At 58.6% G+C, this 25,866-nt stretch carries 21 protein-coding genes and 7 pseudogenes; 15 read left to right on the top strand and 13 right to left on the bottom strand.

The features are described 5' to 3' along the window. Positions 1-76: 76 nt before the first annotated feature. From ACTJKM_RS31670 to ACTJKM_RS31645, 6 genes are all read right to left on the bottom strand, one after another. On the bottom strand, positions 77-928 hold the full coding sequence (locus ACTJKM_RS31670) for a carbohydrate ABC transporter permease (protein WP_058328578.1): 852 nt from the start codon (positions 926-928) through the stop codon (positions 77-79). After that, complete coding sequence (locus ACTJKM_RS31665) at positions 925-1,806, bottom strand: carbohydrate ABC transporter permease (protein ID WP_058328577.1); 882 nt, start codon at positions 1,804-1,806, stop codon at positions 925-927. Before ACTJKM_RS31665 ends, ACTJKM_RS31670 begins: the two co-directional genes overlap by 4 nt. A 1-nt stretch (position 1,807) precedes the next feature. Continuing rightward, positions 1,808-2,905 carry an ABC transporter ATP-binding protein gene (locus tag ACTJKM_RS31660; protein ID WP_058328576.1) on the bottom strand — a complete coding sequence of 366 codons (1,098 nt, stop codon included), beginning with the start codon at positions 2,903-2,905 and terminating at the stop codon, positions 1,808-1,810. Positions 2,906-2,931: 26 nt separating this feature from the next. Next, entirely contained in the window at positions 2,932-4,440 is a 1,509-nt protein-coding gene (gene arfA, locus ACTJKM_RS31655) for an arabinosylfuranosidase ArfA (RefSeq protein ID WP_058328575.1), read from the bottom strand. A gap of 114 nt (positions 4,441-4,554) precedes the next feature. Then, positions 4,555-5,475, bottom strand: coding sequence for an ArsR/SmtB family transcription factor (locus ACTJKM_RS31650; RefSeq protein WP_058328574.1), 921 nt, complete (start codon positions 5,473-5,475; stop codon positions 4,555-4,557). Positions 5,476-5,824: 349 nt separating this feature from the next. Continuing rightward, entirely contained in the window at positions 5,825-6,088 is a 264-nt protein-coding gene (locus ACTJKM_RS31645; RefSeq protein ID WP_058328573.1) for a type II toxin-antitoxin system RelB/DinJ family antitoxin, read from the bottom strand. 166 nt (positions 6,089-6,254) lie between these two features. On the opposite strand from ACTJKM_RS31645, the pseudogene ACTJKM_RS31640 reads away from it, so the two are divergent. Continuing rightward, positions 6,255-7,351: pseudogene (locus tag ACTJKM_RS31640) on the top strand (IS1595 family transposase). A gap of 125 nt (positions 7,352-7,476) precedes the next feature. Continuing rightward, positions 7,477-7,886, top strand: a pseudogene (locus ACTJKM_RS31635) (IS5 family transposase); the annotation flags it as partial. Positions 7,887-7,982: 96 nt separating this feature from the next. Here the strand turns inward: ACTJKM_RS31635 and ACTJKM_RS31630 are convergent. Further along, entirely contained in the window at positions 7,983-8,882 is a 900-nt protein-coding gene (locus ACTJKM_RS31630) for a LysR family transcriptional regulator (RefSeq protein ID WP_057217558.1), read from the bottom strand. Between the two features lie 95 nt (positions 8,883-8,977). On the opposite strand from ACTJKM_RS31630, the gene ACTJKM_RS31625 reads away from it, so the two are divergent. Next, positions 8,978-9,298 (top strand): nuclear transport factor 2 family protein, encoded by a 321-nt coding sequence (locus ACTJKM_RS31625; RefSeq protein WP_058329624.1) that lies wholly within the window; start codon positions 8,978-8,980, stop codon positions 9,296-9,298. After that, entirely contained in the window at positions 9,298-10,077 is a 780-nt protein-coding gene (locus ACTJKM_RS31620; protein WP_058329623.1) for an SDR family oxidoreductase, read from the top strand. Before ACTJKM_RS31625 ends, ACTJKM_RS31620 begins: the two co-directional genes overlap by 1 nt. Positions 10,078-10,097: 20 nt before the next feature. Here the strand turns inward: ACTJKM_RS31620 and ACTJKM_RS31615 are convergent, their stop codons facing one another. Continuing rightward, entirely contained in the window at positions 10,098-10,565 is a 468-nt protein-coding gene (locus ACTJKM_RS31615) for a MarR family winged helix-turn-helix transcriptional regulator (RefSeq protein WP_058329626.1), read from the bottom strand. Between the two features lie 142 nt (positions 10,566-10,707). Here ACTJKM_RS31615 and ACTJKM_RS31610 point away from each other — a divergent pair, with 142 nt between their 5' ends. After that, positions 10,708-11,490, top strand: coding sequence for an alpha/beta fold hydrolase (locus ACTJKM_RS31610; RefSeq protein WP_058329622.1), 783 nt, complete (start codon positions 10,708-10,710; stop codon positions 11,488-11,490). Positions 11,491-11,697: 207 nt separating this feature from the next. Beyond that, positions 11,698-13,326 carry a GMC family oxidoreductase gene (locus ACTJKM_RS31605; protein ID WP_058329621.1) on the top strand — a complete coding sequence of 543 codons (1,629 nt, stop codon included), beginning with the start codon at positions 11,698-11,700 and terminating at the stop codon, positions 13,324-13,326. Between the two features lie 365 nt (positions 13,327-13,691). Here the strand turns inward: ACTJKM_RS31605 and ACTJKM_RS31600 are convergent, their stop codons facing one another. Next, positions 13,692-14,585: a LysR family transcriptional regulator gene (locus tag ACTJKM_RS31600; protein WP_058329620.1), complete on the bottom strand. Its 894-nt coding sequence runs from the start codon at positions 14,583-14,585 to the stop codon at positions 13,692-13,694. A 154-nt stretch (positions 14,586-14,739) separates the two neighbouring features. Between ACTJKM_RS31600 and ACTJKM_RS31595 the strand changes: the two genes are divergently transcribed. Both ACTJKM_RS31595 and ACTJKM_RS31590 read left to right on the top strand, forming a co-directional pair. After that, a complete protein-coding gene (locus tag ACTJKM_RS31595; protein ID WP_058329619.1) occupies positions 14,740-15,390 on the top strand; it encodes a hydrolase in 651 nt (216 codons plus the stop codon). A gap of 4 nt (positions 15,391-15,394) precedes the next feature. After that, positions 15,395-15,610 (top strand): annotated as a pseudogene (locus tag ACTJKM_RS31590) (alpha/beta fold hydrolase); the annotation flags it as partial. 215 nt (positions 15,611-15,825) lie between these two features. Here ACTJKM_RS31590 and ACTJKM_RS31585 read toward each other — a convergent pair. Further along, a pseudogene (locus tag ACTJKM_RS31585) lies at positions 15,826-16,526 on the bottom strand (IS6 family transposase). A 492-nt stretch (positions 16,527-17,018) separates the two neighbouring features. On the opposite strand from ACTJKM_RS31585, the gene ACTJKM_RS31580 reads away from it, so the two are divergent. After that, a complete protein-coding gene (locus ACTJKM_RS31580) occupies positions 17,019-18,794 on the top strand; it encodes an adenylate/guanylate cyclase domain-containing protein (RefSeq protein ID WP_058329617.1) in 1,776 nt (591 codons plus the stop codon). 100 nt (positions 18,795-18,894) lie between these two features. On the opposite strand, the pseudogene ACTJKM_RS31575 reads toward ACTJKM_RS31580, so the two are convergent. After that, positions 18,895-19,035, bottom strand: a pseudogene (locus ACTJKM_RS31575) (alpha/beta hydrolase); the annotation flags it as partial. Between the two features lie 137 nt (positions 19,036-19,172). Then, positions 19,173-19,388, bottom strand: coding sequence for a hypothetical protein (locus tag ACTJKM_RS31570; protein WP_245296276.1), 216 nt, complete (start codon positions 19,386-19,388; stop codon positions 19,173-19,175). 16 nt (positions 19,389-19,404) lie between these two features. Between ACTJKM_RS31570 and ACTJKM_RS31565 the strand changes: the two are divergent. Next, positions 19,405-19,889, top strand: a pseudogene (locus ACTJKM_RS31565) (TRAP transporter large permease subunit); the annotation flags it as partial. Between the two features lie 34 nt (positions 19,890-19,923). Further along, the gene (locus ACTJKM_RS31560) at positions 19,924-20,070 is read left to right on the top strand and encodes a hypothetical protein (RefSeq protein WP_197423541.1); all 147 of its coding nucleotides are present in this window, start codon (positions 19,924-19,926) and stop codon (positions 20,068-20,070) included. Between the two features lie 214 nt (positions 20,071-20,284). On the opposite strand, the gene traA is transcribed toward ACTJKM_RS31560, so the two are convergent. After that, on the bottom strand, positions 20,285-23,557 hold the full coding sequence (traA, locus tag ACTJKM_RS31555) for a Ti-type conjugative transfer relaxase TraA (protein ID WP_058329615.1): 3,273 nt from the start codon (positions 23,555-23,557) through the stop codon (positions 20,285-20,287). A 226-nt stretch (positions 23,558-23,783) separates the two neighbouring features. Between traA and ACTJKM_RS31550 the strand changes: the two genes are divergently transcribed. The 4 genes and pseudogenes from ACTJKM_RS31550 to ACTJKM_RS31535 form a co-directional block, all read left to right on the top strand. After that, positions 23,784-24,080, top strand: coding sequence for a hypothetical protein (locus ACTJKM_RS31550; protein ID WP_058329614.1), 297 nt, complete (start codon positions 23,784-23,786; stop codon positions 24,078-24,080). A 298-nt stretch (positions 24,081-24,378) separates the two neighbouring features. Continuing rightward, complete coding sequence (locus ACTJKM_RS31545; protein WP_058329613.1) at positions 24,379-24,825, top strand: hypothetical protein; 447 nt, start codon at positions 24,379-24,381, stop codon at positions 24,823-24,825. 2 nt (positions 24,826-24,827) lie between these two features. Next, positions 24,828-25,106 (top strand): mobilization protein, encoded by a 279-nt coding sequence (locus ACTJKM_RS31540; protein WP_440639129.1) that lies wholly within the window; start codon positions 24,828-24,830, stop codon positions 25,104-25,106. A gap of 28 nt (positions 25,107-25,134) precedes the next feature. Then, positions 25,135-25,851: pseudogene (locus tag ACTJKM_RS31535) on the top strand (type IV secretory system conjugative DNA transfer family protein); the annotation flags it as partial. Positions 25,852-25,866: the final 15 nt, after the last annotated feature.

Below are 25,866 nucleotides of genomic sequence, written 5' to 3'. Positions count from 1 at the left end.
GTAAATCTCTCCCTTTGACGGGCTCTCGCCCGGGTTCAAACCTGCTGCGGCCATTTCCTCCCGGCCGCAGCAGCAGTCACTTCACAGCACCGCTCGAAACCGCGGTGACGATATGGCGCTGGAAAATCACGTAGACGATCAGCACCGGCAGGCTGGCAAAGACTGCCTGCGCGCTGAGAAAGCCGAGCCCTTCGCTTTGGGCGAAATTGGTCTGGGACGAGGCGATGCCGATGGTGAGCGTAAACATCTCCTTTCTCGTGGCGGAGATCAGCGGCCACCAGTAGTCGTTCCAGGCATGCAGGAAGGTGAAGATGCCGAGCGTCGCTTGGGCCGGCAGCGTCTGCGGCAAGAGTACCTTCCAAAAAATGCGCAGCGGAGAGGCATTGTCGAGCAGTGCCGCCTCGTCGATCTCCTTGGGGATAGCCTTGAAGAACTGGGTCATCAGGAAGACCCCGAAGGCAGACGACATGCCAGGCAGCATCAGTCCGACATAGGTGTTGTGAAGGCCAAACCAGTTGAACATCTGGTGACGGGCAATGATGACTGCCTGTTCGGGCACAGCAAGACCGAAGAGCACGATGACGAATATCGTCTTGCGCAACGGAAATTCGAGGCGGGCAAAGGCATAGCCGGCAAGTGAAGACAGGATCAGCACGCCCGCCGTCTGTCCGATCGCAACCACCACGCTGTTGAAAAACCAGCCAAAGGCCTGCGATGAGTGGACGATGTTGACGTAGTTGATGAGCGTGTAGGGCAATCGGAATACCGATTCCGTGCCGAGCATCAGTTCCTTGTTGTCCTTGATCGACAGGCCGACGAGCCAGGCGACCGGCGCCATCATGGCGAGCGAGAGCGCAATGGCGATCGTAAGCAGGGTTCGATTGCCGGTCAGGGCATCCGAACGACAGGTCCTTTGATCCGTGCTCATTCGGAGGCCTCCGACTTGCGCGTCGAGACCACATACTGCGCCATCGCCGCCACGAGAATGATGAGGAAAAGGAACTCGGAGGCTGCAGCAGCCTTGCCGACATCCCAGCGCACGAAACCGACTTCATAGATATACATGACGAGCGGTCGCGACGTGCCGTTGGGGCCGCCATTCGTCATGATCTGCGCCTGGCCAAACAGCTGAAACTGCATCACGATCTGGACAATCGTGACCAGCATAATGGTGCGTGCGATCGAGGGAAGCGTCACGCGGGTGAGCACGCGCCATGGGCTGGCATTGTCGAGCGCCGCGGCTTCATAGAGATCGTTCGGGATTTGTTGCAGAGCGGCAAGAAACAGCATCATCGGCAGGCCGAGGCACCACCACACGGTAGCGACGCCGACCGAAAACAGCGACCAGCCGCTCGTTGAAAGGAAGTTGATCGGCTGTATTGCGAGCTGTTCGGAAACAACCGCCAACAGCCCGTCGCCGGGAATGAAGACAAAACGCCAGATCAGCGTCACGATCGTAACCGAAAGCACGGACGAAGAGAAGAACAGGCCGCGCAGGAACGAGGTTGTTCGCGTCGTCTTGTTGAGGGCAAGCGCCAGGAAAAGTCCGAGTACAACGAGCGACGGCACACTCACGAGCACGAAGATGACCGTATTGCGCAGTGCCTGCAGGAAGACTGGGTCGGCCATGACGCGCGCATAGTTTCCAAGGCCGACGAAACGGCCCGGCCCGAAGAGATCGACCTTGTGCAGACTCAACCACGCGCCCCAGAAGAGCGGAAAGACCAAAAGCACGACAAAGACAGTTAGATAGGGAAGGATGAAAAGGCCGTTGCTCCACTGGCTGCGGCGATAGCTCTCGGCCATGTCAATCGCCCTCCGAATGGTGGGCGATACCGGCGGCGTCGAAAAGGTGAATGGCGGTCGTGTCGAGGGCGATCTGCAAAATGTCGCCGCCACGCGCCTCGCTGCGCCCGTCGGTTTCGGCCGTCAGTTTCGTGCCGTCAGACATTTGTCCGTAGATCAGCGTGCGATCGCCAAGTCGTTCGACAACTTCGGCCTTGAGCGCAATGCCGGTCTGACCAGCTGGCAGCACGGTCACATCCTCGGCGCGAATGCCAAGACTCGCACCTTCAGGCGAGAAGCTGGGCGGCAAACGAAAGACGGTACGGATCTCGCCAAGACCGTTCGTCCCGACGGTCAGTGTATTGCTATCGTCAGACACGCTCTTGAGTGGCAAAAAATTGATGGCTGGCGAGCCGACAAAACCTGCCACGAACCGGGTTGCAGGACGTCGATAGATTTCCATCGGCGTACCGATCTGCTCGATCTTGCGGTTCTGCATGATGACGATGCGGTCAGCGAGCGTCATCGCTTCCACCTGATCATGCGTTACGAAGATCATCGTGCTGCCGAGGCGGCCATGAAGCTGGGCGAGCTCCAACCGCGTACGTGCGCGAAGGGCAGCATCGAGGTTCGAGAGCGGTTCGTCGAACAGGAACGCCTTCGGTTCCTTGACGATGGCGCGCCCGATCGCCACGCGCTGGCGCTGCCCACCGGAAAGCTTCTGCGGCTTTCGGTCGAGAAGATGGGCGATTTCCAGAGTCGAGGCGGCTTGGCGGACGCGACGATCGATCTCCTCCTTTGGCATGCCGATGTTTTCCAGACCGAAGGACATGTTCTCGGCAACGGTCATATGCGGGTAGAGCGCGTAGGACTGGAAGACCATCGCGACGCCCCGCTTGCCCGGTGGCAGCGTATCGACGCGCTGTTCGCCCACCGCGATCGTGCCGCTCGTCACGTCTTCCAAGCCTGCGATCATGCGCAGAAGCGTCGACTTGCCGCAACCCGAAGGCCCGAGGAAGACGACGAACTCGCCTGCCTTGATGGACAGCGAGATGTCGTCCAGCACGGTGAGCGCGCCGTAGCGCTTGGTGACGTTGGTGATCTCAATCGATGCTGACATGGTCCCTCCTCCCTGTCATTGCCGTCTTACGCGCCGAGCCGGATCATCCGATAACTCAGCGGTGCGATGGCGGCGACGAGCCGGCGACCGGCAACCGATGCGCCCGAGCCGTCGCGCGGCTCGATCGCTTGGCTACCGGGTCCGTTGGCGGCACGAAGATCGTGACCTTCGATGACCTTGTCCATGATCACCTTGCGGTCGCCGAAGCCTTCGAGCGAGAGATCAAGCTCGATCGTTTCCGCCTGGTGGCGGCTGACGATGAAGAAGGTGAGAGCGCCATCCGCCTCCGTCTCGACGGCGGAGACGTCGAGATAGGCGACATTTTCGGCAAAGTCGGTTGAATAGCCGGGGCAATCAAGCGCCAGCTGGAGCGCCTTGCCGCGGCCGTATTGCGAGGCGTAGGCATAGGGGAAGAACGTGGTCTGCCGCCATGCCGGGCCACCCGGAACGGTCATGATCGGGGCGATGACGTTGACAAGCTGCGCCAGGCAGCCGACCTTCACCACATCCGAGCGGCGGATGAAGGTGTTGAGGATGCAGCCCACCTGCAGCACGTCCTCGAAATTGTAGATGTCTTCCAGAAGGGCGGGGGCATGCGGCCAGCCGTCGTTACCCTCCAGTACCTTCCGGTCGGCCTCGCGGGAATGATACCAAACGTTCCACTCGTCGAAGCTGATATAGACATCCTTCTTGGAGCGCTTCTTGGCCTTGGTATAGGCGATCACGCCGGCAATGGTTGCGATGTAGTCGTCAAGACGGGTGTTCTGCGCCAGATAGTCGGCCGTGTTGCCTGCGTGATTGTCGAAGTACATGTGCAGGCTGATGTAGTCGATGGAATCGTAGGTGTAGTCGAGCACCGTGGCTTCCCAGGCCGGGTAGGTCGCCATCTTCGGCGAGGACGAACCGCACACTACGAGCTCGATCGACTTGTCGAAGGCGCGCATTGCCTTTGCTGTTTCGTACGCGATGCGGCCATATTCTTCCGCCGTCTTCTGGCCGATCTGCCAGGGGCCGTCCATCTCGTTGCCAAGGCACCACAACTTGACGTTCCACGGCTCTTCGCGACCGTTCTTGCGGCGAAGATCCGACCAGTAGCTGCCGCCCGGATGGTTGACATATTCAAGGAAGGCGCGAGCCGAATCCAGGCCTCGCGAGCCGAGATTGACAGCGAGCATCATGTCAGTGTTTGCGGCTTCTGCCCAATCGGCGAATTCATGGATACCGACGTGGTTGCTCTCGGAGCTGTGCCAGGCGAGATCGAGGCGCACGGGCCGTTCTTCGCGCGGACCGATGCCGTCCTCCCAGTTATAGGCCGAAACGAAGTTGCCGCCGGGGTAGCGCACGATCGGCACGTCGGCCTCACGAACGAGGTCAATGACGTCCTGGCGCATACCGTTCTCGTCGGCAGTCGGATGATCCGGCTCATAGATACCCGAATAGACGGCGCGGCCGAGATGTTCGACGAAGGATCCGTAAAGACGCGGATCAACTGAACTAATGATGTAACCGCTGTGAGCGGTACCGACTGCGCGCATGCTTTTCCTCCATGTATATCCAAATTTCGGATATATATCAATTAGTATGATAATTCGCACAGGAGGACGCAGGCGTCAATCCGCCTTTCGGCGACAAGCGCCGAAATGACAAAATCAGATCTTCAATCGCAGCACGATGTCCTGATCGTAATTGCCGAAACCTCGCCCGAAGATATTGATCCCGCCGGGATGCTCGGCCGTTTCGGGAACTTCGATCCGCAGGCGGATCGAGCGATGTTCAAGCAGGTTCAGGTCGGCCAGTCTGGTGTCGGAAAAGCGCACACCATCGATAAAGGTCCCGTTTTCGGTGACGCGGAAGGACTTGAGCACGCCGTACTGGCTGCCCCGAAGCTTCCACCAGTCGGGCGTATATTTTCCCCGACGATCGCCAAAATCGCCAGGTGAGGTCCAGGCGAAGATGCTTTTGCCGTTAATGGAAAGCGTGATGTCGGACGGCCAATTGTCTGAGGTTCCCGGCACCTCGGAGGAAAGCTCCAGGATGACTTCAAGTTCCTTGACCTCCGCTCCCTTGATGCGGGCATTGTTGGGAAACTGATAATCGACATATCCCGTTGAAAACCATAGCAGACCAGCCTTCATCCGGTCCGGTGTGAGGAATGTGTCGGGGCTGTCGAGATAACCGATGATGCCGTCGCGAGAACACATGCCGCAGGGAGCGTAAACCTCGCATCCGCTATAGAGGCCGACTGGCATCGCCACTTCGATCAATTCCTGGGCGGTTTGGGCATGGCGGGCAAAGGAGAGGATGATTTCCTCGTGCACGGCATGACAGACCTTTTGGCTGCCCTTGCGCGCTTTGGAAACCTCTGTACGGATCAGGCCCGCCTCCTCCAGCAGATTGAGATGGGTGGATGTGGTCGACTGCGGCAGCTCCAGTGCCTCTGCGATTTCATTGACGTTCAGCGGTCCGCGGCTGTGCAAGAGATCCAGCATCGATAGCCGCGCGGGAGCGGCAAGGCATCTCAACACATCCTGGCCGTCTTGCGGGCCGATCATCAGAAATCGCGTGCTCATATATTCCCCCAAACGTCGCATCTGATCTGTATCAGAGATTTTGATACAATCAACATCCGGCTGAAATTGGGACTGTGAAATATAGTCTCGGTCAGGTCGCAGAGGGCGACGCCGTTACTGTTACGTTTCGAAACCGGATTGGGCTTGGCAGGGTAGAAGAATGCGAGAGCGCAAAGTGATGCAAGCAAGGCTAGCAATTGTCCGATGTTGCCTTGGTGCCCGGCGCAGGTCGGAGCTTCGGGCTTTCAATATCTTGGTGGAATTCACACATAGCTTCGGACAACAAGCAATTGGGGCTTTCTTAAACTCATGCTACGGCTGCCCATCGTTCGCGGCCAGCTTCAGCTTCTCAGCAGCCGCGAGCTTCAGCGTCGGCATCCTCAGAGTCGGGTCGCGTGTCCTCAAGAGCCTGCAACACCTTGGCGCGAAACCAGGCATCGTGAGCCTCAGTGCTACCGACCAACTCTAGTGGAAGCGAGCCTTCGTTCGCCGTCCGAGTTAAAAGGATTCGCACGGCATCCGAAACCGTTAGTCCCATGTTCTGCAGGACTGCAGTAGCACGGTCCCGAATGTCGGGATCAATTCGCGTTTGAACGAGTGCATTAGAAACCATCGCCAATCTCCTTCACTGAATTCAGTGTAATGCGATTGCATGACAGAATCCAACCAGGGTTAGGACGTTCCTGACGATACATGGCCTTTATCAACCAAAAACAGTAATAACCTTGATAGCCAACGATTCCATGCGATTCTTCGGGCATGATCCGAAGGAGATGAGAATGTCGGAAACGATGCTTGCAGCGCTTACCAATATTCGGACCGCGGAAGATATGATCGTGGCCTTTCGCGATGAGGAGCAGTGTCGGCGATTGCTGGAAAGCATGGTGTGGCCGGCCGGGAGAGTTTGCCCTGCCTGTGGCTACAAGCGCTCGATCGCGATCGCCGGGCGATATGAGCAAGCGGCGTGCGCGTCCGGGTCTCTATCAATGTTCCAGCGGCGGATGTCGGTTCCAGTTTACGGGTGACGACACACACACCGCTGCATTCCACAAAGCTTCCTTTGCGTGTCTGGCTGAAGGGCATGTGGCTTATTCTGCAGTCGGATAAAGGTTTGTCCTCGGTGCGTCTGGCCGAGGCTCTGGGGGTGAGCCAACCCACGGCCTGGCGGATGGGACACGCGCTGCGTCTCATGGCGGCGCGCGAGCGCATGCTCGATGGCACGGTGGAGATCGACCATTTTCATCTCGGTGGGCGACCGAGAATAAATCCGGACGATCCACCGCCTGGACGAGGCCGAAAAGGTCTACCGAATACCCAGAAGACGCCTGTCATGGTGATCATGCAGCGACCAGATGACGTCACACCCGGCACTCCGGCCGGTGACGCGCGTGCTGCGGTGGTGACGGGTCTTTCGCTCCGTGCAGCGGCGCGCGCGGCCGAAGCGCAGATCGACCCCGACGCCTACTTGATGAGCGATGAGGCGACAGCGTTCATAGCCCTTGGCGAGAACTATGCCAGGCATGACACCGTGAAGCATTCCAGCCGCGAATACGTTCGCGACGCCGTTCATGTCAATTCGGTCGAAGGTTTCAATTCCCGCGTCCGCCGCACAATTGCCGGCGTCTTTCATCATATCAGCCCGCAGCATGCCGACCTGTATTTCCACGAGATCGGTTTCCGCTGGTCCCAGCGCGTCATTACTGGCCAGGTTGTGTGGAAAAGCCGAAATGGCAGGGAGCGCATGAAAACAATGTGGTCACGGGTGCCGCCGGCGCTGCAATTGCTGCAGGTCTTCCGCGCTGCTACCGGTCGGCAAATGCGCAGAAGTCCAGATGATGGCATCATCGTCAAATCAGCCGTCGCTGTCTTTGGTTGATAAAGGCCCGATACATTATGCGATCTCCTTGGCCCAGAACGTGAACATCCTAGGGTCCGGACCCAATAATTGGCTCTCCCTGAGCGCTGGGACATGATCCATTGCCGCAACGAAAGGGCGGTGAGATGTCTGATTTCTTTTGGTTTTCCGATGCGCAGTGGGAACGGATCGAACCGCTCCTACCAACGGATGTGCGGGGCAAGCCACGCGTGGACGATCGTCGCGTGTTGAGCGGAATCGTCCATGCGCTGCGATGCGGTGGCCGCTGGGCGGACTGCGCCGACGTCTATGGATCGAAGAAGACGCTCTACAATCGCTTCGTTCGCTGGTCCGAGCGCGGCATCTGGGAAGGCATCTTCAGCGCACTCGCCGGAGCCGAGGATGCGCCGGACCGATTGTTCATCGATAGTAGCTGCATCAAGGTCCACCGCTGCGCAGGCGGCGGAAAGGGGGGGGCTTGGCTCATGGTATCGGCCGCACGAAAGGCGGACGGAACACCAAGCTCCATGCCGTCTGCGACGCCAAAGGTCGCCCTCACGTCCTGCTCCTGACGCCCGGCATTCACGCATTGCAAATCTGTGTCCGCTTGGAGCGTTGAAGAGACAAACAAGCTTCTCCACTGGCGGTTCAATTAGCTCACTGTCGCGAGCTCACGCGCAAGTTCCAAGAACGCCCTGACCCCGGCTGACAGATTTCGGCGCCCAGGGTAGTAAAGGCAAAGCCCCGGATATGGTGGCGTCCAGTCTTCCAGTACACGGACGACGCGCCCCGCCTCAATGTCCGGGAAAATGTCTTGCTCGAAGATGTAGCCTATACCGGCGCTTTCCAGGACAGCGGTTCTTGTGAGGCTAGCCTCGTCCAGCGATATCGGGCCGCGTGCATCGATTTGCACCTGCTCCCCGTCCTTCTCGAAACGCCACCGAAACAGGGAGCCATCGGGCAGGCGAACGCGAATGCATCGATGGCTGAGAAGGTCGGGAGGGACCACCGGCTTCCCATGCCTCTCGAAGTATTCAGGAGACCCAACCACAGCATGTCGCTGGGGCCGGCCGAGCGAAACTGCAATCATGTCGCTGGGAACGAGGCCCGCAACCCTGACTCCCAGATCAAACCCGTCCTTGACGATATCGACCATCTTTCCTTCAGTTACAATATCGACATTCATGTCGGGATAGCGGCGCAGGAACTCAAGCACGAGCGGTGAGATGATTGCGCGCGCCGCGAACGGCGCCGCGTTGATCCGTATTGTTCCGGAAGGTGTCTCACGTTGCGCACGCACCGAATCCAAAGCGGCATAGAGATCCTGGAGCGACGGCGCCACCTGCTGCACAAAGAGCCTGCCGGCATCCGTCAGCGACACGCTGCGTGTGGTGCGGTTGAACAATCGCACCCCAAGCTCCGCCTCAAGCCTGCCTATTGTGTGGCTCAACGCTGTCGTAGACATGCCGAGATCGATGGCCGCTGCGCGGAATGTGCCGCGCCGGGCAATAGCGATGACCGCTTCAAGTTCCTTCAGGTTGGCTTGTTCCATTGTCCCGATCTGTTCATTGCTGCATGCCGGCTTATCCCACTTATCTACGCAATGGTCGAGCGCTACTATCGGGTCAGCCAATGAGGAGAAACACAATGGATATGCCCGATATCGCGAACATGTACTTTGACGCTGACAGCGGCAGCAACGCGGATGCGCTGTCGGACACCTTTGCGATCGAAGCCGTTGTCGAAGATGAGGGATCGCGCCATCAAGGCGTCGTCGCCATCCGTGAATGGTGGGTGGCTGCGAAGAAGGCGACGCAGTACGTTTCTGAACCTTTGGAATCCACCGTTGACGGCAACAAAGTGCTCGTCCGAGCCAAAGTTGGCGGCCAGTTTCCCGGCAGTCCGGTGACGCTCTCATATGCCTTCACCATCAAGGACGGCAAAATCGCTAGGCTGGAGATCCGGTGATGACAGACTTTCTCAACCTGAGAGGCAAACGAGCCCTCATTACTGCTGGAACCAAGGGCGCCGGGGCTGCGACCGTCAGCCTGTTTCGGGAACTCGGCGCGCAGGTGTTGACGACCGCGCGGGCGCGTCCTGAGAACCTGCCGGAAGAATTGTTTGTCGAGGCCGATCTCACGACTGAAGAGGGGTGCGCGGCCGTCGCGGACGTTACACGTCAACGTCTCGGCAACATCGATATCATCGTTCATATGCTGGGTGGCTCGTCAGCAGCCGGCGGTGGCTTTGGGGCGCTAACTGATGCCGAGTGGCACAAAGAAATGTCTCTCAATCTTTTTCCCGCTGTTCGACTCGATCGCGAACTGGTTCCAGGCATGGTCGAACGGGGAACCGGTGTGGTTGTGCATGTCACGTCCATCCAAAGAGTGCTGCCTCTCCCGGAAGCGACCACGGCTTATGCTGCAGCCAAGGCGGCACTCTCGACTTATAGCAAGGCCATGTCCAAGGAGGTATCGCCCAAGGGCGTCCGCGTCGTGCGAGTGTCTCCGGGTTGGATCGAAACGGAAGCGTCCGTTCACTTGGCCCAGCGCTTGGCGGACAAGGCGGGTACGGATCTTGAGGGTGGCAAGAAAATCATCATGGATAGTTTGGGCGGCATACCTCTCGGACGCCCTGCCAAGCCCACGGAAGTGGCAAACCTGATTGCCTTCCTGGCATCGGATCGCGCTGCATCGATCACAGGTACCGAATACACCATCGATGGAGGAACTGTGCCAACAGCTTAGGATCGAGACGCCTTCACAGATCAAGCGGGCGCGTCCCATCCGCCGATCTGTGAATAGATGGCGTCGCGGAGATGCCGGACGTCGCGATTCAAGGATGCCAACTCCTGGGGCGTCTGTGTAGAGGTTGCGAGCAATGTGTCGCTGAGGCAGCCGGCCCTGTGCTGCAACGTGCGTCCCTCGTTCGTCAATGCAACGACAACCTGCCGCTCATTGCTCAGATTTCGTGTCCGTCGCAGCAAGCCTGATGCTTCCAGCCGCTTCAGAAGCGGCGTAAGCGTGCTGGATTCCAGAGCGAGGGTATGGGCGATGGCACCAACCGTCTGCTCGTCGTCGCGCCAGAGAACGTTGAGCACGAGGTACTGCGGATATGTCAAACCCAACTCGTCGAGCACCCGCTTGTAGGCACGCTGGATAGCGATGCCAGCGGTGTAGATTGCGTAGCAGAGCTGATCGTGAAGCGGCGGTGGGTCGTTATGTCGTTTAGTCATTTTGAGCTCCTGTCGGCTCAGGATTAGCAAAAAGTACTGCAAAAAACAATATTGCGATAAATGATGTTGACACGAAAAATTAAATCTGACAGGTAATATTTATTGCAATAACAGTTATCGCATACACCAAGAGGAGAAAGCCATGACCACCAGGACCAAATTGGCCACTGTCGCAGCCGTAGCCGCAATATCCGCCGCAGTGCCTGCGAACGCTGGGGACACCATCCCTGCTAACCAGGCCGTGAAGAACGTTGTACTCGTTCACGGTGCTTTCGCCGATGGTTCCGGTTGGAGGGGCGTCTACGACAATCTCACGAAGCGTGGATATCGTGTCACCATCGTCCAGAATCCGTTGACCTCCCTTGCAGACGACGTTGCCGCCACCAAGCGTGCGCTTGAGCGGCAAGATGGACCGGCCATTCTGGTAGGCCATTCATGGGGTGGAACAGTCATTACGGAATCCGGCATTGATACGAAGGTCGCGGGACTGGTTTACGTCTCCGCGCTCTCACCGGACGCAGGCGAGACGACGGCCCAGCAGTATGAAGGTTTTGCCCCGGCATCTGAATTCGTCATCGAAACCACGAAAGATGGATTTGGGTATGTTAACCCTGGAAAATTCAAGGTTGGGTTTGCGCATGACGCCAGCGATACCGACGTCGCGTTCATGCGGGATTCGCAGGTCCCAATCAACATGTCGGCGTTTGCCACGAAGCTGGAAAATGCTGCCTGGCGAACCAAGCCAAGCTGGGCCGTCATCGCCACAGAGGACAAAGCATTTGATCAGGCCATGCTGATCCATATGGCAGAGCGGATTAAAGCCAAGATCACCAAGGTCTCAGCAAGCCACGCTCTGTTCATGACGCAGCCAACGGTGGTCGCAGACACCATCGACGAAGCGGCGAAAACTGTTTCGGCGCAGTAAGGATGGTCATTCGAGCTTTATCATCGGGACAGGCATTACTGTTCCGATGATCGGATGCTGGAACGTCCTCACTTCCCACCACGCTCGGCTCTACACCCAGTATGTAAAACCGTCGATCTCCAACTGAGATCGATTGCATCTCCGATGCCAATAGCGCTCACGGCCATTTCTTACGATTTCAGCCCACCAATTCACAAAGGTAACCCCGTGGATCAGAACACGCATGACATAAACCGACATGAAAATCCGGCACCACTACATCGTGAGGTTCCAGTCGATTTTGACTTTATAGTATGCGGAGCCGGATCCAGTGGTTCCGTCGTTGCTGCTCGACTGGCAGAATGCGGAAACGCACGCGTCTTGCTTCTTGAGGCTGGCGGAGATGATGCGGCCGAGTCCGTTGTAAACCCGTCGCAATGGCCGCTCAATCTCGGTACGAACCGTGACTGGGGTTTCGTTGGAGAGCCGGCGCCTGAGCTCTACGGTAGGCGGCTTCCTCTCAGCATGGGCAAGGGTCTGGGTGGTGGGTCGAGTATCAATGTCATGGTCTGGGCGCGAGGCCACAAGGAAGACTGGAATCATTTCGCGGCTGAAGCGGGCGATGAAGCCTGGGGTTATGAATCGGTTCTCGGCTACTATCGGCGGATTGAAGACTGGCGCGGCACGCCGGATGCGGTACGCCGCGGCGCTGGAGGGCCGGTATATGTCGCCCAGCCACGTTCGCCACAGCCAATCGCAGAGGCTCTGCTGGACGCTGCATCGGCGATGGGCATTCCGGTATTCGACACTCCAAACGGCGAACTGATGGAGAGTGCCGGAGGTGCATCGATCGCAGAACTGCGCATCCGGCATGGCAAGCGGGAGTCCGTATTCGGATCTTATGTTCGTTCGCTCATGTCACGACCAAACCTTACGGTCGTAACCGACGCGTTGGTCACGCGCCTCATCTTCGATGGCAAACGGGCGACAGGCGTCGAGGCTCTCGTCAACGGTCAGCGGCGTGAGTTCACTGCGCGATGCGAAACGGTATTGTCGCTGGGTGCGATCAACACGCCAAAGGTGCTGATGCAGTCAGGCATTGGCCCGAAGGACGAGCTGAAAGCTCACGGGATATCTGTCGTGCAGCATCTCCCTGGTGTGGGTCGAAATCATCAAGATCATCTCGCGTTCGGCTGCACGTGGGCATATCGAAAGCCGGAAGGCGTCGGCGGGGGAGGCTGCGAAGCAAAACTCTATTGGAAAAGCGACTCCCGCCTCTCTCAGCCGGACATTCTTCAGTGCCAGTTGGAGTTCGCCGTACCTTCGCCAGCAGAGACAGGTCTGGAAACCCCGGCGCATGGCTGGACGATGTTTTCAGGGCTTGCGCAGCCGAAAAGCCGTGGCCGGCTGAGGCTCTCCGGCCCCAATACAAACGACCCTATCCTGATTGAAACAAATTCTCTCAGTGAGCCGGAAGACATGGCTGCCGCCTTGGCGGCGGTTGAGCTGTGTCGCGAACTCGGAAATAGCGACGCCTTCACGCCGCTGGTCACGAGCGAGGCAGCTCCGGGCACACGCGACCGGGCAGGGATGATCGATTTCATCCGAAAGTCGGCCGTCACTTACTGGCACCAGTCCTGCACGGCCAAAATGGGACGCGACAGCATGTCCGTGGTCAACAACGAGCTCAAGGTCTACGGGATTGAAAGTCTTCGTATCGCAGATGCCTCGATCATGCCGCGTATCACCACCGGAAACACGATGGCACCGTGTGTCGTCATCGGAGAGCGCGCAGGCGATTTGATCAGGAAGACGCATGGTCTTGCTGACTGGAGTGGTGTCGCTCCATTCGACTGAAGATGCTTTAGAAGAGCTCGGCGGCCCGCACACACTGGCGGTCGAGCACTTTATGCCCTCTTGGGTTGACCGTTCGGCGTGTTTCAAGACCTTCTACTAGCACCTCAATAGACGAGCGGCTTACAGAGTTGTGTTCAGCATATTGACGGCAGCGTCGCGCGCCCACGCCAGTCGTTGAGGTCGATTGGGCTTCGCCCCGAAAACAGCCAGCCAGCCAATGCATAATCAACCAACGCAGCCCGGGTCCGGAGCCCGGCGAAGGCTGGGTCGCAGTAAGTGGAACGTGTGGGCAATGTCGTTACGCTCGGCGGCTCGCAGTAGAGCGACCGTCGAACGCAATTCATTGATCAGGCTTCGCCCGTGTTTTAACGGTCGAGACCCCAAACGTCCGGGTTCCGTTTGAAGTACTCAGTCAGCATTTCGGTAAGCACACGCACTTTCCGCGTGGGATGCTGACCCGGCGGGCGGACGACATACGCCGCCCCCGGAGGGACCGGATAGCGTGTCAGGATCGGGACCAGACCGCCGGAGGCCACATATCCATATGTGATGCAATCGGGGAGCCAGGCGATGCCGAGACCTGCCGCCGCCGCAGCGGCAAGCGCCGTGGCGCTGTCGGCCTTGAACCTGCCCTGCGGCTGAACCGTGACGATCTTGTCGCCATCCATGAACTGCCAGGCTTCCGTTCCCTGCATGAGGGCCTGATGGGTAACGAGTTCGTCCAGGGTCTCAGGTGACCCGTGCGCTTTGATGTAATCCGGGCTGGCGACAAGCTTGCCATGGATCGGGCCAACGCGCTTCGCGATCAGGTTTGAGTCTTGGAGGTAGGCACCCCGAATCGCGCAATCAAAACCCTCTGCAATGAGGTCGACGAAGCGATCGCTGTAGGAGGTATGGATGTGAAGCTGCGGGTGCTGGCGCGCCATGTCAGCAAGCACGGGGGCGAAGTGGGTCGGGCCGAACGTAAGCGGCATGGCAACCCTCAGGCGGCCGCGCAACTCACCGGTGGGGAGTATCGTTTCCTTGGCGGTGTCAATCTCGGCGCTGGCTCTGGCCGCATGGTCCCTGAACGTGATCCCCGCTTCCGTGAGCGCGGCGCCGCGGGTCGTTCGTGCAAGAAGCTGGACGCCAAGCTCCGCTTCGACCCGGAAGAGTCGCCGGCTGACGATCGATTTGGAGACGCCGAGCCGGCGCGCGGCGGCCGATACGCCCCCGGCATCGGCCACTGCGACGAATGTCTGTAGGTCTTCGATGTCCATTCCGGCGTTCCTTATTTCGCGACACAGCTCGCCCGAATATGGCACTACCGCACTACCAAAAGGAACAGCAAATTGCGTCCAGGCAACGGCACCCGCTGGCGCATGTCTCCCGTGAACCCATTGCCGTCCATAGCGGCAGAAAAAGGAAGTCTTGATGCCCCCTCGTAACGGCCTCGATTCGCTTCTTCGTCCCGAAGATTCAGTTCTCGTTCTGATCGATCACCAACCTTATCAACTCGCGAACCTGAACAGCCACGATCCGCATATGGTGGTCAACAACACGACCGCGCTGGCGAAGCTAGCAAGAGCCTTCAATGTTCCGACCATTCTCACCAGCGTGATCGCGGCGCGCGGTGGACTTCTCTTTAAGCAGATCACCGACGTATTTCCGAACCAGGAAGTCATCGATCGCACCTGGGTGAACACCTGGCAGGACGAGAATGTGGTGAGCGTCGTCAGGGCGACCGGCCGCAAGCAACTGATCATCGCCGGCCTGTGGACCGAGGTCTGCGTCGCAATGCCTGTCATCCAGGCCGCCGGCGAAGGCTGGGACGTCACCGTGATCACCGACGCGTCGGGCGGGATTTCGAAGGAGTCTCACGAAGTTGCCATCCAGCGCATGGCCGCGGCCGGCGCGAACGTGATGACCGTGATGGCGCTCGCTGGCGAATGGCAACGCGATTGGGCGCGCACCGAGCATGTCGAGGAGCTGACCGAGATTCTCATCCAGCACTTCGGCGGCAGCGGCATCGCGTATCTTTGGGAGCAGCAGCTTCTCAACACGCCGGTGCCAAGCGAAGGCTGACCCAGGCCGGGTAGCCAAAGCCGTCCTCGTCGCCGCCCTTCCGCCGCTGATGCTGAAGACCGACGACAACCCCGAAGGCACGCCGATGGAGGTCTTCGACGGCTTTCGGACGGCACTGGCCGGAAACCGTGCACAGTTCTACCGCGACGTCCCGTCAGGCCCGTTCTCCGGCTTCAACCGCGAGGACGGGGCGGTCCATGAAGGCGTGCTCCAGAACTGGTAGCGGCGCACGGGATGCTGACAGTGAACGCTGATGTGCTGAACGCCGACCTTCTGGAGTTCATCACGAAGAGAAGTGGCTGCGGGGCGTGGCTCGCGGCCCCGTCCCGTAGTTCGAGTCGACGCTTGAAAAGGTGTGCGTGCGTCGGTGGAGCACAAGAACTGGCAATGTCACGTTGTTTCATCAACGCCCGGACATGGCTTTTGTCTGGAACCTCAGACTGTTGCGCCGGCCACGGCATTCCACTGCGCTATCGTGCGGATCCGCTGAATGTGGGTGGCGAGGGCTGAGCGTTTCTGGTGCGGCGGGACGACGAGATTTCGGACTGCTGAAAAGACTGAGATGAACGTTACAGCAGATCGAAATCCCTGCATCATCCGTTCTCGTTTTCGAAGTGGCACGTGAGAATTCTCCGCGCGATTGTTCAGCCCCTTGTGCGAGCGATGTTCGACAGCCGACATCACCTCGCGTCTTGCCGCTCCATTTGAGCGCAGCTTGTCGGTGACGATCCGCTTCGGCGCTAAGCCTTGCTTCTTCAGCAGCCTGACCAGCAATCGCTTGGCAGCTTTGGTATCGCGCCGCGCCTGGACGATCTCGTCGAGAACGTAACCGTCCTGGTCAACGGCACGCCAAAGCCAATGCTTGCGGCCGCCGATGGAAATCACGACCTCTTCCAGATGCCAGATGTCCTTTCACGACGGCTTCTTTCTGCGCAACTGCTTCGCGTAAGCCGCGCCGAATTTGCGGCCCCATCGCCGTATCATTTCGTAGGACACGACAATGCCACGCTCCAACAGCTTTTCCTCGACCAACCGCAGGCTCAAAGGGAACCGAGCGGTGGTTCTTGTGGCTGATGGTCGGTTCGCTCATCCCCGCCAAAATTCCTCCAACCTTTAAGCCACAGACAACGTGACATCACCCCGGCAGCTATCGGTAATGTTCCGTATGGGGAGGCTCGCTAGTGGCTTTCCGTGTCGCGAAGTCCTTCCGCCTGGACCCGACGAAGCGGAAACCGACAAAGAGCGAGGACTATGTCGCGTACGGCGTTTCCGGCCGGTATGGGGTCCAGTAGCGGAGGTCTAATGCCACAAAAACTAGGGAGGGTGCGCACTGCACAATGCGGAACTCACCTATCTATCGGCGGGGGCAAGGGTGTGACAGCGCGAGAGCTGATCACCACGTCTCACCCTGATTGAGCAGCTTCGCCCGAAGCGATCGCGAACGCCGCCTTGATACAAATCGAGGTCCGGACTGTCGATGCTACTCGGCTTGGAGCGGAACCGCGTCGCAGCAACGATCCCCCAGCGCATTCGCTCTGGATTTTTCGTTTCTATCCTGATTGGCTGGTTCATGAGCTTTCGCATTTGCTTATCAGGCGATACTGTATTTTCTTGGCGGAGGGGCAAGCGTGGAACGTCGCCTTACCACAATAATGGCTGCCGATTTGGTCGGCTATTCTCGTCTCATGGCGGCGGACGAGGAAGGCACCATTTCGCGGCTGCGCGATGCGCGAACCTACGTGATTGACCCGGCGATTATGGAAGGCGGTGGCCGCATCGTCAAAACCATGGGCGACGGGCTCCTAGTCGATTTCCCATCGCCAGTGTTGGCGGTAAGAGCGGCTCTTCTAATGCACCGCAGCTTGATCTCGCACGAGTCTCTTCAAGGGGAAGACCGACGTCTGCGTTTCCGGATCGGTATTCATCTGGGAGACGTGGTGATCGATGGGGACGACATCCTCGGCGACTGCGTCAACATCACTGCGCGTTTGGAAACCATCGCACCCGCCGGAGGCATCTGCATATCTCGTGCAATCTTCGATCATGTGCAAGGCAAGATAGACGCTGGGATGACGTGGCTCGGGCCACAGTCCGTTAAGAACATCCCCGAACCAATTGACGTGTGGCAGGTCGAGGTGGACGGCACGGCGCCGAGCCCGGTTCGGCTCTCTGGCCAGGAACGTGCTTCGATCGCGGTTCTCCCATTTCAGAATTTTTCTGCCACGCCCGATCAGGACTTCTTTGTCGACGGACTGGTCGAAGACGTCATCACGGAACTAGGTCGCTTTCGATGGTTGTTCGTGATCGCTCGCAACTCGACTTTCGCCTACAAGGGAACAGCCAAGGACGTACGCAAGATCGCCCGGGAACTTGGTGTGCGCTATGTCGTGGAAGGATCGGTTCGGCGGTCAGGTGATCGTTTGAGGATCACTGTACAGCTAATCGACGCGATGTCCGGAGCACACATCTGGGCCGAGCGGTGGGATCGTCCGATCGCCGATTTTTTTGATGTGCAGGATGAGATAACGCGCCGGATTATCGCGGGCATCGAACCAGAACTGGGAGCGCACGAACGGGGCCTCGCCCTCGCCAAATCGACGGACAACCTTACTGCTTGGGAACTTTGTCACCGCGGCCTTGCTGAATTGCTTTCCTTCGAAGCAGGTTCTCAAGCCACTGCCGAGAAGTTCCTTCGACAAGCGCTCGAACACGATCCGAATTTCGCACTTCCCTACGCCTATTTAGCTCGTCACCGATACGCACTCGTACTTTGGGGGCGTGCCGCAGACGTGCCTGTCGCTATCAAGGAAGGACTATCGTTCGCCACGAAGGCCTTAGAAATCGACAGGCGGAGCGATATCGCGTACGCGATGATGTCGCTCCTTCTTACGGTGGACGGGCGAGCGGCTGAGGCCATGCCTCTCGCTGAACAGGGCCTTGCATTAAATCCCAACTACGCGTTTCTTCACTTCGCACATGGAATGGCAGCCGTGCGGCTCAGGGACGCCGATACGACGATTAGAGCCGCACAAAATGCCATCGATCTCAGTCCTCACGATCCGTCTATGTTTGCGTTCAAGACACTACTCGGTATTGGCTTGATGCTGAGAGGCGAGCCCGATGACCTCTCAACGGCCCGGATGCATCTACGGGAAGGCGCGTCCTTCGAACGCACAACCTATTATCCATTCATTGGGGCAGCGTTGCTCGCCCTCAGGGCGGGCAATACCGATGAAGTGAGTATCTGGATCTCTGATGCTTTGAAGAAATTTCCAAACCTGAATGCGGAATACGTCCGAGAGGCGGCCCACCCATTCTATGAAGGCAGTCCTTACTGCGACTACCTCGACAGGTTGATCGAGCAGGGGCTCCCCCCGGGAGAGAAGCGTCTGATCGAAGAATAATCGCGTCGGACTGCCAGCACGAAAGCACAAATGTATGGCTCTTACGCCAAAGCCGCCACCCGTCCGGGGGCGGCCTTTGATCACCAGCATTTTACAGTGATTACTGTGCAGCCTCTTCGATGAGGTCCGCAACGGCTTGAGGCTGCGACACCATCACAACATGGGATGCACCTTTGATCACGACAGTGTGCTTTGAGCCTGCCCGTTCGGCCTTGAAGCCGAGTGCCTTCGCTGGGATGTCCGCTTTTTGACCTCGCGATAGACAGCAAGCTGCGAGGATGCGACCTGGTGAAGATCAAAATCGGTACGCTCGTGACCGGTCCGGAATACGGACCCGCGCAATGGTGATTCAACAGAAGACCGGCAGGCCGGTCCAGTTTATAGCGCGGCGATCAGGATGATACGAATCTCACCTTGATTGCCGCCGTGCACCAGTTCGAGATCACGCCCGATACTCGAGCAAGTCTGCTGGCGCATCTTACGAGACGTGACGGAACGCTGGACGACTTCGCTTTTCCCAGTCGTGTTGATGCCAACCGTCATTTGACTGGTGGGTGAATGGGTGTCGGCGATCGGGAAGAATATGGCACGCATTCGCTGCGCAGAACCAACGGCGCGAACGACCGCGATGGTCTGCTGGTTGTTCGTCGGTTCGGCGACCTTCGCATCCGTATTCGCCTATCTCGGCGGCCAACAGCTCATCAGAGACTTCGTGACCGGCCTGGACATGTCGCCGCTGATGTTCCTGATCCTGGCCAGATCATCATCTTCATTCTCGGCTGGCCTCTGGAATGGACTGAAATCATCGTCATCTTCATCCCGATCTTCATTCCGCTGCTGCCGCATTTCGGGATCGATCCGCTGTTCTTCGGTATCCTCGTGGAAATCAACCTGCAGACGGCCTTCCTATCACCACCCATGGCGATGTCGGCATACTACTTGAAGGGCGTCTCGCCTCCGCATGTCAAACTGACCGACATCTTCCGCGGCATGATGCCGTATATGTTGATCGTCATTCCCTGCATGGTGAACATCTATCTGTTCCCGAGCATCGTCTACATCCTGCCGAATCTACTCTATGGAGGACAGAGATGACGCAGTGTCTGGCCCATTCCGAGAGGATAGACCGATGAACAGAAGCCGGTTTTTTGCAATATTTGCATTCGTGACGCTTGTCGCGTTCTGCGCGGTCATCCTGGCGTTTGTTCCACGGTTCGATTTGGCCGCTGCACTGCTGATCGGGATTGTCCCTGCGGGGTACGACATCTGGGATTAGCTCTTTCGGCGACGCCCGTCGAAATCGCCTGGATAGACCGCAATCGTTCAACCGCCGCCCTTTCGTGACGGCAATCCGCTGCAAAAAGCCCGTCTCCTCGACCTACGGGCTCTCGGCTTGGAAATTGATCATCCATGGCCCCTCCCTGTGAAAGCGAGAGGCACCGTCGTTACGCGAACTTCCGGTTAACTCGCGTGGCTGGGCTTCGATAGTTTTAAATGCCCAAACCCAACCCCTTCTTCAGTCCTCGTGTAAGCTCATACTTTTGGCTCAACTCCGCCCTGTGTGCGCGATCAACGATGCGAGCGACCTCGTTGATGCGCTCGATCTTCGTGGTGTCAGCCAGCTGAAGTCGGTCGAGTTCCTTCTTGAACGAACGCGGGTCTGAACTGCCAAAGCGCTGTTCAAGCGCGTGCGCGATCTGCTTTGCCTGTTCCAGTGCGTCTCGTCCCTCGGGATTGCGAGCAAGCTCTTCCACGAACTGCGCCTTCTGGGCCTGGGGTAGGTTATCGAGTTGCTTCAGGATGCCCTCACTGCGCGGCATGAGCCCTGGGACTTCGACCACGTCGCGCTTTTCCCGCTGCCAGGTCTCAGCGTCGCGCTCCGCTTCAAGTCGCCGCGTCCAGGTCTGGGCAGCAGCTTTGACGTGGTTGCCAAAAGCGCTTGCGAATTGGCGGGCAGCCTTGCGCTCTTTGTTCTCGCCAAACAGCCCTGCCCTGCCCTGCAGCGCACCGAACTGCTCTGGCCGCTCTGCGATAGTTTTGGCAAGCGCCTCTCCGGTTACACTCTGCTCGACGATCGCCGAACCGATCTTGGCGCTAGCTGCATCTGCATCGATGTAAATGCGTCGCCCGAGCGACCGCACCGACTCCATTTCGCGATCGAAGTTAGGCTTGGCTCTTTCTCGAGCTATGTGGTCGACCGTGCGGGAGTAAGTGGTGAGTGCCGGGACAAGAGGCTCGACCGTCCGGCGCTCATCGGCGTGTCTTTCTGACGCTGCAGCGTGGACGGCGTTCGAAAGCTCACGATCGCCAGTCTTTCTTCTTTGGGACGTGTGTTCCTGAGCGGGGCCAATCTGGATCTCGCTACTTATCCCAAGCTGCTCTGCCAATCCTCGCCGCTCGGCAAAGGCGCCGGTGTAGTAAAGTGTCGTTTCCTTCGCCCCAGATCGTCCCATACTTGCTGCCAGCGCCGTCATGTCCTTCAGCTCGTCGCAGCCTATGTAAAGCCGCACTTCCTCCCGATGACGCGTCATCGCAACGTAAGAAAGATGACGGTCCATGGTTCTCGACGCCATGACGAAAGCACGATCGACGGTCGATCCTTGCGACTTGTGAATCGTAGTGGCGTAACCGTGGTCAAAGGATTGGTAGTTTCTGACCGGTATGGAGATCGAGCGAGCGCTCTTGCTGCTGCCAGCTCCGCCGTCGAGACGTAAATGTAGTGCGTCCGGCTCGACGGCGATCACGTTACCGAGCATACCGTTCTTCACACCGAGATCGCGATTGTTCTCGAGAAGTACGATGCGATCGCCGCGGGCAAATGGCCGCTCACCGTCATTCGTCCGGTAGACGATTTCCTGCCCAAGAGAAGCGTGTTCCTCGCTGCCCTTCGCCAACAGCCCACGTTCCTGAAGGCCGGAACGGATCTCTGCATTGATCGCCCTCACATCGATACGCCGATGGGCAAGTGCGATGCGAGAGCCGGCAGGGCGGGCTTTGTTGTCTGCCAGGTAATCCTGCACCAGGGACGTTCTTGCCTGATCACGGTTTTCGCGAAACTCGACCGCATCGTGCTCAGCGTAAAGCGCGAGCCCCTCCCCTGTGCGATGGGTGGCAAAAGCGATCGAGGCGTCGCGCTGCCAGGCTGTGCCCTGACGTCGGATTTCAGAGAGTTGCACCGCACCGATTTGTTCGACAATCGCGCGGAACGGAGAACCGGCGCCGATCGCTTGCAGCTGTTCGTGATCACCTACAAGAACAAGTTTAGCGCCGGAGGTTTCTGCCTGTCTGACGAAGCGTGCTAGCTGTCGGCTGCCGAGCATACCGGCTTCATCGATGACGAGAACGTCTTTGCTGGTAAGCAGGCCTTTGCCGTTCTGCCAACCGTACTCCCAAGAGGCGAGCGTACGCGCCGCAATGCCGGATGACTCTTCCAGACCTTCGGCTGCCTTGCCGGCAAGGGCAGCACCATGAACGCGGTAACCTTGCGTGGTCCAGGCGCTCCTCGCCGCCGCGAGCATCGTCGACTTACCCGCTCCAGCAAATCCTATCACGGCAGCAATCTGCTCAGACCCCGTGATGTGACGCACGGCGAGACGCTGTTCGTCGCTGAGCCCTACGCGCGCGTTCGCCTCGTCTCGATCCGCTGTTCGTTGCTCCTGCTGAGGCTTGGACGCGGATAGATTGGCGCGAAGGGCCGCATCCTGAATGTCCAGCGCTCGCTCGACATGTTGAAGACGAACAGGGTGACTGGAGCGGTGCCCCATCCGCTCTGAACGTGCTGCCATCGCGTGTTCGGTCTCGACCATCTCCCGTGTCGAATAGCGCGCAAGTTCAGTCTCGGTTTCGGGCTTCAACTCAACGAGTGTCGGTGATGCCATGACAGCCGCAAAGGCATTGTGGAAACCCTGTGGATCGTCAATGTAGCGATGCAACGCCCGCGCCACGTCATGACGATCGAACACGCTCTTTTCGCCGGTGATGATGGTGAGGACCTGCTCAGGTTTTCTCCGGATCAATTGTGCGTTCAAGCGTGCCGCCTTTGGATCAATTTTGTCGCGCGACACCCCCAAGCCACGACGGTCCATCTGCGAAGCGTGAACGCCCATGTGCTCCGTTGGCTCGATCTCCAGACCGCGCTCTACATGCGAGCGATGATCGACGCGAACGTCCAGTCCGAGCCGCGTCAAATGACGGTTGGTATGATGTTCGAACAGTTCTCTGATCTCGCGGAGCTGCATGTGCGAGGTCGGCTGATTGTTCTCGAGCAGCCACTTGTTCTCACGCTCGATCAGCGTCTTTTCTGCGAGCCCCTGCTCCGTCACCACCCGCGTTGTCATCACTACATGAGCGTGAAAGTTGCGGACGTCAGTTTCGCCCTGCGGCTGATGGATGGAGAAGTCGACTGCCGCACCGTAACGGTTCGCAAGCTCGCGCGCGAAGTCACGTGTTAGCGCCAGGCGGTCGGCGGCATCGATCTCATGCGGAAGTGCCACTTCGAATTCTCGCGCGACGCGAGCGTCCTTGCGATGCTCCGCCTTCTCCACCGCATTCCAGAGCACTGAACGATCGAGTGCCCAGGCGGCATCGACACCATCCGGAAGAAGGATTTCAGAATGCTCGACGCCATGCTTGCGCGTGAAATCATGCACCATGCCATCGCGCTCATTCAGCATCTTTGTCGCCGTCCGATAAGCGATGGCCGCGACCGCGCTGCGGCCGCCGCTTCGAGCGATCGGCTTCATGCTGCAATGGTAGATGGCCAAACGACACTCTCCAAAGTCGCACAACCATACCAAGCGCTGAGTTGCCATGCAACTCGTAAGTGCGCGCTTATAGACTTTACTCGCTTCGCTCCCTCCGTCCGGGATCATGCAAGATGCACCGTTCCCCTGCTAATTCCGGGGTTGTGCATTCCGCAATGTCGACTACCCTCCCAGTACAACGCGCAATGGCAGACACTCTGGTGACCACAAGCATTAGGAGAATCGCATGGCACACAAGTCGATCTCACAGCGCCTCGCCGAACTGGAAGAGCGCAAGAAGACGCTCAAAGCTCGGCTCGGAAAACAGGAGCGCGCCCAGGACACACGTCGCAAGATCCTGCTTGGCGCGCTGGTGCTTCACCGGCTGGAGCAGTCGAACGATCCCGATTTTACGCGTCGTCTGAGAGACTGGCTTCGAGGAGAGTTGCCCGGCTTTCTCACGCGTGACGGTGATCAGGATCTCTTCGCCGACCTCCTCAACCCGCTAACGACCAGCGCAGGCACGGGAGGATCCGCAGAATGAATGGAGTGACACTCGCCTGGCTAGGATTCGAAAACATGAAGCGGGAGGCCGCGCGTTCGCCATCGCCGTTGCAACTATAGCTATTAAAGGGCCAAAAAGACATAATCTCGTTAATTGCAAGATATCAGATCAACCTGAGAGATGGGAACGTCGATGATCAACACTCAAGCGTCTGCATCATGACGTGCTGCAAGGCACGCACGGCGGCCAGATCTGATGGTCGCCCATGGGAAAACATCACTTCGTGATCGCTCATGCGATCGCGCTCCTAACCGACGGAGAGTAGAAGGATTAGGCCATGTCACGCAAAGCCATAAGGGCCAAACTTGCCGAGGTTCGCAGACCGCCGTGGCAACTGCTAATGACCAGTGTTCGTGAAGACGCGCCGGCGCTCAGTTCCGAGACGAACTACGCCCTCACCCGCATCTTCCAACTACTACCCCACCTCGGCAGCCTCACCGTTCAAACCACGCATGGCGAGATCCGCGTGACGCGGGACTTTGCAAGCGGCTATGCGGCTGAAGTGGATCAAACCCTTGCCGAGATTTTCCGGAATGATCCGGCTGTAACGGGTATCGTTGTTCCGGCCACCGGCACGGCGCCGGGGCATACCGCCACACGCGACAATCCCTATTGGTCACCGGACGGCAAAACACTGCCTGCCATTGATGCGGCCTTGGCGTCGGGCGAGATCACACCTCAGCAAGCGATCGACAGAATAAAAGCCGTCAGCACACGGAGTTAGAAATGGCCCGAAAATCCATTGACCCGTCCTTGGCCGAGCTGGCGGCAAAACGTTCTGCTCGCAGGGCGCGGTTGTCGAAACCGGAACGAGCCAACGATACGCGCTCGAAGGCGCGGCTTGATGCGTTCTTCCTGCCGCGATTTGAAAACGCAAGCGATCCGGAATTCACCAACCGCCTCGGTGACTGTTTCCACCGCGAGCTTCCTGGCCTCCTCACATTGATAGTGACGAGGCGTTGTTTGCGGATCGCTTCAACGCGAAGCACGCTTGCGAACCCGTAAGCACCTCCCCTTCCGCGGACGAGCCCACATGAGAGTGACGGAAGTATTTTCGACCATGTTTCGCCTGGCGGTTCAAAACCCAAGCTGGGCATTCGCCAACCTGCTTGCGGTTGCGCTGAACAAGAGCGGCTTGCAGTTCGCCGCTATCTATATGGGGCTTGTTATCGTTGCCGGCGTTACGGCCGGACCGATGTTCTTGGAGGCCGGGTTTCAGGAAGGCACGTGGGTATGGGGCGTTTTCAACATCGCGTTCATGATCTTCATGGCGCTGCTCATCCTTGCGACGATCGCCCCGTCCGTCTTACTCCATTTCGGTCACCTCGACGCCGAGACCCACGGCTCGGCTCGTCTTTGCGACCGACAGGGAGGTTGCTCCCATCGCCCGCGCCGGCTCCGGCCTCCTGATTGGCCGCGAACCGAAGAGCGGGAAGCTGCTGCGTTACGACGGTCCGGCCCATCTGTTGACCATGGCGCCGACGCGAACCGGCAAAGGAGTAGGAACAATCATCCCGAACCTGCTCACCGCCGACCGCTCGGTGATCTGCATCGACCCCAAGGGCGAAAATGCGAAGATCGCCGGTCGTGCGCGCCAGCAATTCGGCCCGTCCATATCCTCGACCCCTTCGGCGTGACTGGCACGCCCTCGGCTGCGTTCAATCCGCTCGACGCGCTTGATCCTGATGGACTCGATGTTGCGGAAGATGCCAGTACTCTAGCCGACGCCCTCGTGTTGGACGAACCGGGCGGCGCGCCACTCGGC

The sequence above is a fragment of the Ensifer sp. 22460 genome, assembly GCF_052044935.1.
GTDB lineage: Bacteria > Pseudomonadota > Alphaproteobacteria > Rhizobiales > Rhizobiaceae > Ensifer.
This window is presented reverse-complemented; position numbering and strand designations above follow the sequence as displayed.